The organism is Polaribacter gangjinensis (assembly GCF_038024125.1).
GTDB classification, from domain to species: Bacteria; Bacteroidota; Bacteroidia; order Flavobacteriales; family Flavobacteriaceae; genus Polaribacter; species Polaribacter gangjinensis.
Genome location: NZ_CP150662.1, coordinates 742,100 through 754,409, shown reverse-complemented (window position 1 = coordinate 754,409; position 12,310 = coordinate 742,100). Strand labels below are relative to the sequence as shown.

The window sequence follows — 12,310 nt, the reverse complement described above, 5'->3', positions numbered from 1 at the left end:
TTCATTTTATGAGTAAACTTGTACTATAAACGAATAATTCATTATCAATTGATAAACTGAATACTTCAATAAAAGACTATGAACAATCATCCTTACCAAAAAATTACCAATGACAGGCATTTTATCATCAATTGTTATATTGAAATGTTGTCAAGAATTAATGAAACTGAAATTATCCAACTAATAGAAAGCAATCCCGAAGATTTTTCGATCATTGAAAACGAACAAATTTCCGTTGAAAAATTGATACAATCATTAAGTATTTATTTTCAATTAATGACTTTGGTAGAAGAAAATGCGGCAACGCAATACCGAAGAAAAATGGAAAATGAAGAAAAAATCTCAGCCATTAGAGGTTCTTGGGGTGAAGCTTTTCAACAATGGAAAGATAACGGAATTCACGAAGATAAAATGCTTGAAGCAATTGCAAAAACAACTGTGATTCCTGTGTTGACAGCGCATCCAACAGAAGCTAAAAGGGTTACTGTCATTGAAATTCATCGTGAATTGTATTTGTTATTGGTACAAAGAGAAAACACTGCTTTTAGTAAAATTGAACAAAATGATATCAAAGAAAGAATCATTCATTTACTTGAAAGATGGTGGAGAACAGGTGAAATTTATTTAGAAAAACCAACCATTAGAGATGAGAGAGCCAATACCATTCATTATTTGAGAAAAGTGTTTCCGAATGTTTTGAAAAAAAGCGATCAACAGCTCAAAGGTTCTTGGATTGAAATGGGGTTGAATCCTATTAAAATAAAAAATCCTGATAACTTTCCAAAAATCAAATTCGGAAGTTGGGTTGGAGGAGATAGAGATGGGCACCCTTTTGTAACTCCAACAATTACGCAAGAAACCTTGTTGTTACATCGAAAAAACGCCCTTTCATTGCTAAAAACATACATTACTACTTTGGCAAGTAAACTGTCTGTTTCTGCGATCAGCAATCCTGTGCCTTTTTTGTTATCAGAAGCTATTCATAAAAAAGCTATTGCTTTGGGTGACGAAGGTCAAAAAGCCATTCAAAGAAATCCGTATGAACCTTGGAGACAGTTTGTTAGCTTGCTACTAGTTCAATTAGAAAATACTATTTGCGGCAAAAATACAGATGCCAATGCACACTATAAATCAAGCAAAAATTTAGCAGATGATTTGAGATTTTTAAGAACAATTCTCAATGAAAATGGCTATAAAGGATTATCAGAAGATTTGCTTTTTCCCATAGAAAGAGCTGTTCATTGCTTCGGATTTCATTTAGCAACGTTAGATATTAGACAAAATAGTGCTTTTCACGATAAAGCAATTTCTCAGATTTTAAAAGCAAATGGTGAAAAAGACACTGATTTTGAAAACTGGAATGAGCAAAAAAGAGTTGATTTTTTAAATTCTTTGTTAGAAAACAATGCTCCAATTACTGATATAACTGTTTCTTACGGAACAGAAGCTGATAATGTGTTGGATTGTTACAGAGTCATTAGAAATCATATCAATCTTTTTGGTTCAGAAGGAATTGGGTCGTTCATTGTAAGTATGACGCGTAATGTAAGTGACTTGCTAGTGGTGTACTTGTTAATGCGCGAAACACAATTGCTAAACACCAATATTAAAGTAGTGCCATTGTTAGAAACAATTGAGGATTTAGAAAATGGTTCTGAAATTTTGTCTCAATTTTTACAACATCCTATTACTAAGAAACGTGCAAGCTTAGTCAATAATATTCAAGAAGTGATGTTGGGTTATAGTGATAGCAATAAAGATGGAGGAACTATAGCAAGTAAATGGAATTTGTTTAAAGCTGAAAAAAAACTAGCTGCAATTGGAAGAGAAAACAACACTGAAATGTACTTTTTTCATGGAGCTGGAGGAACAATTAGTAGAGGAGGAGGAAAATACCATCGTTTTTTAGAAAGTATGCCTGCGAATACAGTAAATAATACCATCAAAATTACGGTTCAAGGTGAAACGATTGCACAACTTTTTGGCAATCCGTTAACGGCAACCTATAATTTAAATGCCTTGGCTTCTGGAGTTGCTAAAAAGAGTATCGAAAATTCTTTGATAGAAAATGAAAGCAAATTTCCAATGGAAACTATAGAATATCTTGCCAAAAAATCATTTGAACATTACCGAGATTTTATTGATACACCTGGTTTTATAGATTTTTATGGAAAGGTTACTTGCATAGATGTGTTAGAAAAAAGTAAAATTGGTTCAAGACCCGCAAGAAGAACTGGCACAAGAACATTGAACGATTTAAGAGCAATTCCTTGGGTTTTTAGTTGGAATCTTTCTAGAATTACTTTGACAGGTTGGTACGGTTTGGGAGGAGCTCTCAAACAATTAAAGGCGGAAAAACCGGCTGAATTTGAAGCATTAAAATCGACCATTAATGATTGGACATTCTTTAAATTTTTAATGATTCAAACAGAAACCAATTTGATTCTTTCGAATGTTGAAATGATGAAGATGTATGCAGCTTTAGATGATAATACTGCACAAAGAACCATTTTTATGGATAAAATTTTGACAGATCATCATCATGGACTTAGCTTAATTGCCGAACTTTTTGGTGAAAATGCAGCTACTAGAAGACAAGGACAATATGATAATTTAACTTGGAGAGATCACAAACTACAAATTTTAAACAGACTGCACATTAAATATTTGAAAGAGTGGAGGGCACTAATTGATGACAACAGTCCTGAAAAAGAAAAGATGCTTACACAATTATTAAGCATTATAAACTCGTTATCTAGTGGTTTAAAAAATACAGGTTGATACTAATTTTCTTTTCAATCTTTTGATTTTGGAACGGTTTGTTTGATTGGCAAATTTATATTTACAGCATTTTTTATTAAAAAATAACACAAATGCTAGGTATTAGTATACCTGCGAGTTTGCAAATGCTCACTAATGTGATTTCAGTTGTGCTCGTAAATAGTCTAAACACCAAATCTTTTGTTTTTTTTTGAAATTTATAAAGTCATAGACCTTAAGAAATACAAACCATTTTTAGTATTCGAAAAGGCATGATTTTCTAATAAAGTACAATAATCATTTGTATCTTCTATAAGAAATATCAATGTTATTGTACCTAAATAATTATAAAGCTCTCGTCCAAAAGGCTGTTTTTCCAATCAAAGAAAATCCGATATATCCTCTGATTTTCAACTTGTTTTCGGTTTCAAGTTTGATGTAGCATTTGTATACTTTACCATTTCTTGGATCTAAGATTTTACCTCCTGACCATTCTTCACCGTCTTTTTCCAATCCAGTTAAGATGTTCAATCCTAAAATGGGTTTGTTTTTATTTTCGCCCGTACACAAATCACAGACAGCATTTTTACGCTTCGGATTTTTGATTTCTACAACTTTTGCAAAGGCTTTGCCATTTTTTTCATATACTTCAATCACAGAATCAACTTCGCCTGTTTCTTCATTGGTAGAATGCCATTTTCCAAAAATTGTTTGAGATTGTATACTGAAAGCGGCAATTAAAAAGAATGTCGTTAAAAGAATTTTTTTCATAATTAATTAGATTTGAGCATCGAAATAGGTATTCCATTTTTGTTGTACACGCATGGTTTGTTCAATAATATCACGCACACAGCCTTCACCACCTTTTTGATATGAAACATATTGGGCAATTTTTTGTACTTCAGGTGCTGCATCATTGGGTGCACAGGGCAATCCCACCAATTGCATTACTGGAATATCGGGTAAATCATCTCCCATATACAATATATTTTCAGGTTTCAAATCGTATTTTTTTACCAATTCTTGGTATTGCACAATTTTATTATGTGCACCTAAATAAATGTCTTCAATCCCTAAAACTTTCAAACGTTTGCGAACACCTTCATTAGTACCACCAGAAATAATGCAAATCCGATATCCACTGTTTAAAGCTGTTTTCATGGCATATCCGTCTTTCACATTCATGTGACGTAACAATTCGCCATCTGGCATAATGGTTAGCATTCCATTAGTCAATACGCCATCTACATCAAAAATAAACGTGGTGATGTTTGCCAATAATTGTTTGTAACTAAGCGTCATTTTGTATCGATTTTGTTAAGATTGTATAAATTTCTTGTTGTTTTTCTGTCAACAAAAATAAATGATTTTTTATGGTTGCAGCATCCTTTCTTATAGCAGGTCCTGTTTGAGCTAGGGCAGGAGGTAACACTTTAATTTTGTCAGCAGTTTCATTGATTAATGGATGCAATATTTCAAAAGGAATTTGATGTGTATCGCAAATATCATGAGCAATTTTATACAAATGATTGGTAAAATTGTTCGCAAAAACGGCAGCTACATGTATTGCTTTGCGCTGTTCAGAACTTATATGATATATTTTTTTACTTAAAAAACCAGCTAATGTTTCGAGTAATTTTACATCACTTTCAGTAGTGGCCTCTATACAAAAAGGAACTTGTGTATAATCTACTTTTTTATCTTTGCTAAAGGTTTGTAAGGGATAAAAAACACCTTTTCGAGTGTTGTTTTTTAAGCCTGATAAAGGCACACTTCCTGAAGTATGAACCACGAAATCAGTTGAAATTTGTGAGGAAACTGTTGCAACTGCATCATCAGAAACAGCTATAATAGTAACATCAGATTTTGGAATAGCATTCAAATCTCTTGAAGAAATCAATTGAACATTCAGTGTTTCAATGCTTTTAAAAGCCTCATACAATTGAGTGCCCACATTACCTTTTCCAACAATCAGAATTGAAATCATGTTACGAAGTTACCAAATTTTTAATTTTCTGGAAAGCTAGTACAAAAAGCAATATCACAAAACCTACTCCTAAACCAACTATAAATTCTTTTAGCGTTGCAGGTAATGATGTTAACATGTGATGAAAAAAGTCTATATGATGTGCAAAAATTCCACCTGCAACCAATAGCAAGGCTAATGTTCCTAAAACAGCCAACAAACGAATAATTATGGGTAAAGATTTTACTAAAATGCTACCAAAAGACACTAACAATTTACTTTTATCAGTACCTTTTTTTATCAATTTATATCCTGCATCATCCATTCTAACCATCAATGCTACAATGCCATAAACGCCAACAGTTGCAATTAAAGCCACTATAGTTACCACCAAAAGTTGTTTGATAAAAGGTGCTTCTGTAACAGTACCTATGGCAATAATGACGATTTCTAATGATAAAATAAAATCAGTACGAATGGCTGAGCTAATTTTTGTTTTTTCGAAAGCAATCACTTGCTCAGGAGTCACTTCTGTTATTTGTTCGGTTTCTTGTTCTTTTGGATGGGGTACAAAAAATTCGAATATTTTTTCAGCTCCTTCATATGCCAAATACAAACCTCCAATCACTAAAATAACAATAATAGCTGGTGGATACAAAGCATTTAAAATAAATACAACTGGAAGAATTATTAATTTATTTACAAACGAACCTTTAGTGATTGCCCAAATAACAGGAATTTCGCGATCTGATACAAATCCCATCGCTTTTTCAGCATTTACAGCCAAATCGTCTCCTAAAATACCCGCAGTTTTTTTGGTTGCAATTTTACTCATTGCTGCTACATCATCCATCAATGCTGCTACATCATCTAACAAAGAAAATATTCCTGAAGCCATTCGTTTTTTTTATGCAAATATAGGAAGTATGGCAACTGAATATTACAATTTTTAGCTGTTTTCCTTTAAAAAATTCTTTGAAACATTGTATTTCCGTTATTCAACCATTTGTGAAATTAAAAATAATTCTAGTTTGTGGAATTAGTGTAATTCGTGTCATAATTTAATTCAAGTCAAAAAAGCTTTTTCATAAGATTCCAATGGAATTTAGTAATTTAGCCATCCTAAATTAGTTTCATGAAAAGCACTAAAAAATTCGGAATCAACACAACCTGTGTTCATATTGGCGAAGTAAAAGATGAACAATTTAAAGGCGCAGTTTCGCCCATTTATCCATCAACTTCTTATGCTTTTGATGGCGTTGATATCAAACGTTATCCAAGATATTTCAACACGCCAAATCAAGAAATGTTGCATAAAAAAATTGCAGTTTTAGAGCACACAGAAGATGCTTTGATTTTTAGTTCTGGAATGGCTGCCATTTCAGCAGCGTTGTTTGCATTTCTGCAAAATGGTGATCACGTAATTGTGCAACAAGTAATTTATGGAGGTACTTTTAACTTTATGGTGAATGAATTTGAGAAATTTGGAATTGAATATTCGTTCACAGAATCTGACAAAATTGAAGATTTCTTGCCTTTACTTCGTCCAAATACAAAGGTGATGTATATTGAAACACCATCTAATCCGTTGTTGGGAATTACAGATATGAAAGCAATTGCAGATTTGTCGAAACAACATCAAATAATTACCATGATTGACAATACATTTGCGTCACCTATCAATCAAAATCCTGCTGATTTTGGAATTGATATTGTGTTGCATTCAGCCACCAAATACATGGGAGGTCACTCTGATATCTCTGCTGGAGCTATTGCAGCAAGCAAAGAACATATTGCTAAAATTTGGGAAACAGCCATTAACTACGGAGGAAATTTGAGTGATCAAACAGTTTGGCTGTTAGAGCGTAGTATGAAAACTTTGAATTTGCGTGTAAAAGAACAAACCAAAAATGCGCAAATCATGGCTGAATATTTAGAAAAAAGCGAGCATATTGACGCAGTGTATTATCCAGGATTGCCAAGTCATCCTCAATATGAAATTGCTAAAAAACAAATGAAGGGATTTGGGGCCATGTTATCTTTTGAGTTGAAAAGTCATATTGATGCCATGCAATTTCAACGCAATTTACAGTTGATAAAACCTTCTATGAGTTTAGCAGGATTAGAAAGTACAACTGTAAGTCCAGTGCAAACAACTCACGCTTTATTAAGTGAACAAGAGCGTTTGGAAAGAGGTATTAAGAATGGGTTGATTCGATTTTCAGTAGGCATAGAAGAGCCTGAAGATTTAATTGCTGATATTGAACTTGCTATAGAAAAAACGCTGAAGAAATAGCTTAATTATACCATTAGAAAGAGCGGTTTTTATGGTGAAAACCGCTCTTTTCAATTCAAATAATTAATAATACAAACTTTAAATATGCTCAGACAAATTATGGTGTTCGTCAATTAATGGGCCTCCTTCAATGATTTGTTTAGAAGCTTCATTCGCAAATTTTTCAAAATTCAAGTGAAAAAAGTGAGCCAAATGAATTGCTTTGCCTATGTAAGCTCCTTTTTGCAACCAAGTATTCATAGGGTCTAACATTTCTGTAGGAACTCCAGGACAATATTTTGGCATAAACAATCCAAAAATAGGATGTTGTTCAAAATCAACTTCATCTAATTTTCCTTCCAAAGCAGCAGTAATCATTGCTCTTGTGTATCTCAATTTAATTCTAGAGCCAACTCGAAATGGACCTCCTGTCCAACCTGTGTTTATCAACCAAACATTTACGCCAGCTTCTGTCATTTTTTTGCTCAACATTTCAGCATATTTTGTGGGATGTAAAGGCATAAAAGGTTCACCAAAACAAGCAGAAAAAGAAGGAACAGGTTCAGTTATGCCAGCCTCAGTTCCTGCAACTTTAGCAGTATACCCAGAAATAAAATGATAGGCAGCTTGACCAGGCGTTAATTTTGAAATAGGAGGTAAGACCCCAAAAGCATCACACGTTAAAAAGAAAATATTGGTAGGATTGCCTGCAAATGAAGGTTCTTGAATATTATCTATATGATAAATAGGATAACTAACTCGCGTGTTTTGTGTGATAGAAAAATCGGCAAAATCTACTTCACCATTCTCATCAAAAACAACGTTTTCTAAAATTGCTCCGGGTTTAATTGCTCTGAAAATATCAGGTTCTTTTTCTTCTGTTAAATCAATTACTTTGGCATAGCAGCCACCTTCGAAATTAAAAATAGTATTATCAGCTGTCCATCCATGTTCATCATCACCAATCAATTTTCTTTTAGGGTCAGCTGATAATGTAGTTTTTCCAGTTCCTGATAATCCAAAGAAAATAGCGGTATCACCAGCTTCACCAACGTTTGCAGAGCAATGCATTGGCAATACATTTCTTTCAATTGGCAATATCAAGTTTAAAGCAGAAAAGATTCCTTTTTTCATTTCTCCAGTATAGGCTGATCCACCAATCAAGGCAATTTTCTTAGTGAAATCTAAAATTGAGAAATTGCCTTGTCTAATGCCATATGCTTCAGGATTTTCACAAATGTAACCTGGCGCACAAAGAATCAACCAATCTTCTTGAAAGTTTTCATGATCTTCTTCTGAAAGTCGTAAAAACATGTTATATACAAACATACTTGACCAAGGATATTCTGCAATGGTTCTGATATTAGTTTTAAATTCGGGAGCAGCACAAACAAAAGCATCACTTGCATACAATTCTTTATTTGATAAGTATTCAACAACGTTTTGTTGAAGTTTATCAAAGTTTTCTGATGATAATGGTTTATTAATTTTTCCCCACCAAACTTTATTAGCAGTGTAATTGTCTTTTACGATAAATCGGTCTTGAGGCGATCTTCCTGTAAATTTACCTGTATTAACGGCTAATGTTCCGTTTTTTGTCTCAACACCCATTCTTTTTTCAGTCGTGATTCTTTGCAATTCATTTGGGGGTAAATCCCAAAATACTTTTGCATTTTTTATACCATATTGACGTAAACTTGGTTTTTTTATTTGATTGATTGTTTCCATAGTACATAGATATTATTTAATGCTATTGAAGAAAGTCAATTTAGGGGTTAAAGTGGGTTTTCATTGACTTTGAATAGTGTTATAAAAGTACTCTACTAAAGGAAGTATTTTTATGATAAATATCATAAAACACTGAAATTCAATATTTTTATGAATTTTTAAAAGCTTTTAATCGATTATTGATTTTTCTAAAAACCATAATCAATTAGTTTGATATTTATGTAAAAACTTTCTTTGAAATGTCTATTTTTGACAAATGAAAACATATTGAAAGTCCTCAAAAATGACTTTTAAGAATCGTTTAATTCACAATAATTATTATTAAACTATGATAAAACTAGACATACTTGCTTTTGGTGCACATCCTGATGATGTTGAATTGGGTTGTGGTGCAACCATTGCCAAAGAAATTTGGCTAGGAAAAAAAGTAGGCATTATCGATTTGACGAGAGGTGAATTAGGAACAAGAGGTTCTATTGAAATAAGACAAAAAGAGGCCACAAAAGCTGCAGAAATATTAGGAGTTTGTGTTAGAGAAAATTTAGATTTTGCTGACGGATTCTTTGTAAATGATAAAATACATCAGTTGAAAGTTATTGAAATGATTCGAAAATACCAACCTGAAATAGTGTTGTGTAATGCTATTGACGATAGACATATAGATCATTCAAAAGGAAGTAAATTGGTTTCAGATGCCTGCTTTTTAAGTGGCTTGATAAAGATTAAAACTACTGTTGATGGCAAGATTCAAGATCGTTGGCGCCCAAAACAAGTATATCATTACATCCAATGGAAAAATATTGAACCAGATTTTGTGGTAAACGTTTCAGGTTTTTTAGATAAAAAAGTAGCTTCAGTAATGGCTTATACTTCTCAATTTTACGATCCTAAAAGTACTGAGCCAGAAACCCCAATTACCAGTAAAAACTTCATAGACAGTATTGTATATCGAGCAAGAGATTTAGGAAGATTGATAGATGTGGAATCTGCAGAAGGGTTTACAACTGAACGTTTTGTGGCAGTTGAAAATTTTAGTAAATTAATTTAAGATTTTCTTTTTGAGTATTCGAAAATAAATTATATTTGCACCCGCAAGTTATATACGGTGGTTGTAGCTCAGCTGGTTAGAGCGCTAGATTGTGGTTCTAGAGGTCGCCGGTTCGAAACCGGTCTTCCACCCAACAAAAAAACCTTCTTGATTTTTCAAGAAGGTTTTTTGTTTTTGGGGATTTTTTTTAAAAAAATATCAAATATTGAAGATGTCAATTTAAATAAAAAGCTAGGGAACTTTGTATTTAACAGTTCTGTTTGTCTGATTAACTCTAGGGGTACTTTAGTTAATTAGATTTTTTAACAGACTCTTCAATATTTGATAGTCTTTGAAGAATACCATTTGATAATTCTTCAAATTGTTTTCTAACTATGCTTTGAATATGAAATTCTATAGGGGATTGAACTTCAGTTAGGGGTACATAGTTATTTCTATACTTTCCAACGCCAGTAAACAACCACATTGGATCTATTTCTTTTATATTGTCGATAATTCCGAGCAAAATCGTTTCATTTGGTTTTTTGGTGAAGTTGATTACAGCGCTGACAAGTTGTTGAGAAACTCCAATGAGTTCGGAAAACTGTCTTTGATTTAAACCAGTATCATTAAAAACCATAATTACTCTTTCTGCTCTTTCTTTATCTGCACGTTTCATTGTAAAGGGGTCAACAAATGTAGTAAAAAAAATCTACAAACAATGTAAGTGCTGAAAAATATTTTCAATTTTAGTCATAAATTCATCTAAATTTTGTAATTTATAGTAATATTTTGAATCAATTTTGAGTGATTTTACTTCTTTTTGAGTATATACAAAATTTCTTCAATCCTTAAATCAATCATTTATATATAAAAAATTATAATATTGATTTATAATAAATTAAATATAATTATATAAAGTATTGAATTAAATAAATTAACGAAATTATATGTGAAAAATGATAAATTTTAACAGGTTTTACCATGAATTTAACAATGGAAGTGAAAAAAAATGAAAATATTTTCATTTTTTTTATGATTTGCGGTAAAAATACCACAAATGATGTTGAAATTTGATTCAAAATCACCTTAAAGTGGAGTATAAAAAGTCAAATTCTTCCTGATTTTTGTCAATTTTTAAAAAAGGTTGACAGCGTTTTGTAAGCTTCCCTTAAATTCGATCCATTCAAAAATAGAATTTTATTCATTTAATCTGTATTCAATTGGTGATTTATTTTTAAGTGATTTATGTGGTCTATTGTAATTATAATCGTTTATCCACTCTTGGCTTATATCTTTTACTTCTTGGATAGATTTAAACACGTAAGCATTGAGTATATCTCTTCTAAAAGTCCCGTTTAATCTTTCAATAAAAGCATTTTGTGTTGGTTCTCCTGGTTGGATAAATATGAGTTTAATCTCATTTTCTTTGCACCAACTATCGAGTTTTGCACTTATAAATTCGGGACCATTATCAACCCTAATCATTTTTGGTAATCCTCTACGTTCGCCTATTTGGGCTAAGCATCTAATAACTCTTAGTGTTGGTAATGAGGTATCTGTTTCAATCATCAATACTTCTCTATTATAATCATCTATAACGTTTAATAATCGGATTCTTCTACCATTCCACAGAGAATCACTCATAAAATCAATACTCCAAACTTCGTTCATTTGCGTTGGCTGAAATAGTTGTTGTTTGACTCTTGCAGGTAATCTTTTCTTGGAACGTCTTCTTATATTTAATTTCATGGATGTATAAATGCGATATAATTTTTTGTGATTAACAAGAGTTCCTGACTTTCGTATGCGATGATAACTTTGCCAAAAACCAATGGTTACATGTTTTTGTACCAGCAAATCAAGTTGTTTTATAAATACATCATCTTGCTTAACAACCGCCTTGTAACTGAAGCTACTTCTAGGAACTGTGACTATTTTACACGCTTTACGTTCACTTATAGCATAATTACTTGTGATGTAAGTGACTAGTTCTTTTTTCTCGCAAAGCGTTAAAGCTTTTTTTCAATCACATCTTTTAATGCTTGATTCATCAGTGCTAAATCGGCATACATTCTTTTGAGCTTTGAATTCTCTGCTTCTAGTTCTTTTATGCGTTTTAGTTCTGTGGCATCCATACCTCCATATTTGCTTTTCCAACGATAAAACGTTTTGTCGGATATACCATTGGCTCTGGCAATATCGGTAACTTTAACTCCTTGCTCTTGTTGTTTTAACATGGCAACAATCTGGTTTTCGGTAAATTGGGTTGTCTTCATAAGTTTTCGGCTTTAAATTTAATAATTTTTACTGAACGCGCTCCTTCGTCGCTTGTCGAATTCTATTTTTAAATGGCCGAATTTTGGGGAAGCTTACAGTTTGAATATAAATCTGACAATCTTGTAATATATTTTATGGCAGATTTTTTCATTTTATAATATCAAAATGAGTAATTCTGAATTTAAAATCTCTAGTATTTTTTTTGATTGAAAATCTTCAAAATAAAAAAACGTATCAAAGAATTGAGTTTTCTTTGATACGTTTTTTGAAATCA

10 protein-coding genes and 1 tRNA gene are annotated in these 12,310 nt (G+C 32.1%); 4 read left to right on the top strand and 7 right to left on the bottom strand.

Going from position 1 to position 12,310, the window contains the following annotated elements; genetic code table 11:
* Positions 1-78: 78 nt before the first annotated feature.
* Positions 79-2,781: a phosphoenolpyruvate carboxylase gene (locus WHA43_RS03400; RefSeq protein ID WP_105045738.1), complete on the top strand. Its 2,703-nt coding sequence runs from the start codon at positions 79-81 to the stop codon at positions 2,779-2,781.
* A 324-nt stretch (positions 2,782-3,105) separates the two neighbouring features.
* On the opposite strand, the gene WHA43_RS03395 is transcribed toward WHA43_RS03400, so the two are convergent.
* The 4 genes from WHA43_RS03395 to WHA43_RS03380 are packed head-to-tail and all read right to left on the bottom strand — an operon-like array spanning position 3,106 to position 5,624.
* Complete coding sequence (locus WHA43_RS03395; RefSeq protein WP_105045737.1) at positions 3,106-3,531, bottom strand: DUF2147 domain-containing protein; 426 nt, start codon at positions 3,529-3,531, stop codon at positions 3,106-3,108.
* Between the two features lie 6 nt (positions 3,532-3,537).
* A complete protein-coding gene (locus tag WHA43_RS03390) occupies positions 3,538-4,062 on the bottom strand; it encodes a KdsC family phosphatase (protein WP_105045736.1) in 525 nt (174 codons plus the stop codon).
* A complete protein-coding gene (locus WHA43_RS03385; protein ID WP_105045735.1) occupies positions 4,052-4,747 on the bottom strand; it encodes a Rossmann-like and DUF2520 domain-containing protein in 696 nt (231 codons plus the stop codon). Before WHA43_RS03385 ends, WHA43_RS03390 begins: the two co-directional genes overlap by 11 nt.
* Position 4,748: 1 nt before the next feature.
* Positions 4,749-5,624, bottom strand: coding sequence for a DUF808 domain-containing protein (locus WHA43_RS03380; RefSeq protein ID WP_105045734.1), 876 nt, complete (start codon positions 5,622-5,624; stop codon positions 4,749-4,751).
* Between the two features lie 237 nt (positions 5,625-5,861).
* Between WHA43_RS03380 and WHA43_RS03375 the strand changes: the two genes are divergently transcribed.
* Positions 5,862-7,022, top strand: coding sequence for a trans-sulfuration enzyme family protein (locus WHA43_RS03375; protein ID WP_105045733.1), 1,161 nt, complete (start codon positions 5,862-5,864; stop codon positions 7,020-7,022).
* Positions 7,023-7,100: 78 nt separating this feature from the next.
* On the opposite strand, the gene pckA is transcribed toward WHA43_RS03375, so the two are convergent.
* Complete coding sequence (gene pckA / locus WHA43_RS03370; protein WP_105045732.1) at positions 7,101-8,729, bottom strand: phosphoenolpyruvate carboxykinase (ATP); 1,629 nt, start codon at positions 8,727-8,729, stop codon at positions 7,101-7,103.
* Between the two features lie 331 nt (positions 8,730-9,060).
* Here pckA and bshB1 point away from each other — a divergent pair, with 331 nt between their 5' ends.
* Both bshB1 and WHA43_RS03360 read left to right on the top strand, forming a co-directional pair.
* Positions 9,061-9,777: a bacillithiol biosynthesis deacetylase BshB1 gene (bshB1, locus tag WHA43_RS03365; RefSeq protein ID WP_105047271.1), complete on the top strand. Its 717-nt coding sequence runs from the start codon at positions 9,061-9,063 to the stop codon at positions 9,775-9,777.
* Between the two features lie 56 nt (positions 9,778-9,833).
* Positions 9,834-9,909: transfer RNA gene (locus tag WHA43_RS03360), tRNA-His, on the top strand.
* A gap of 157 nt (positions 9,910-10,066) precedes the next feature.
* Here the strand turns inward: WHA43_RS03360 and WHA43_RS03355 are convergent.
* Positions 10,067-10,435: a hypothetical protein gene (locus WHA43_RS03355; RefSeq protein ID WP_105045731.1), complete on the bottom strand. Its 369-nt coding sequence runs from the start codon at positions 10,433-10,435 to the stop codon at positions 10,067-10,069.
* 521 nt (positions 10,436-10,956) lie between these two features.
* A protein-coding gene (locus tag WHA43_RS03350) for an IS3 family transposase (RefSeq protein WP_226742795.1) occupies positions 10,957-12,035 on the bottom strand; the annotation gives its coding sequence in 2 pieces (ribosomal slippage) (positions 10,957-11,774 and positions 11,774-12,035; 1,080 coding nt in all).
* Positions 12,036-12,310 lie beyond the last annotated feature (275 nt).

Coding starts and splice junctions, on each gene's coding strand:
- WHA43_RS03355 (WP_105045731.1), bottom strand. CDS start 10,435: ATGAAACGTGCAGATAAAGAAAGAGCAGAAAGAGTAATTATGGTTTTT.
- WHA43_RS03390 (WP_105045736.1), bottom strand. CDS start 4,062: ATGACGCTTAGTTACAAACAATTATTGGCAAACATCACCACGTTTATT.
- WHA43_RS03375 (WP_105045733.1), top strand. CDS start 5,862: ATGAAAAGCACTAAAAAATTCGGAATCAACACAACCTGTGTTCATATT.
- WHA43_RS03385 (WP_105045735.1), bottom strand. CDS start 4,747: ATGATTTCAATTCTGATTGTTGGAAAAGGTAATGTGGGCACTCAATTG.
- WHA43_RS03395 (WP_105045737.1), bottom strand. CDS start 3,531: ATGAAAAAAATTCTTTTAACGACATTCTTTTTAATTGCCGCTTTCAGT.
- WHA43_RS03380 (WP_105045734.1), bottom strand. CDS start 5,624: ATGGCTTCAGGAATATTTTCTTTGTTAGATGATGTAGCAGCATTGATG.
- pckA (WP_105045732.1), bottom strand. CDS start 8,729: ATGGAAACAATCAATCAAATAAAAAAACCAAGTTTACGTCAATATGGT.
- WHA43_RS03400 (WP_105045738.1), top strand. CDS start 79: ATGAACAATCATCCTTACCAAAAAATTACCAATGACAGGCATTTTATC.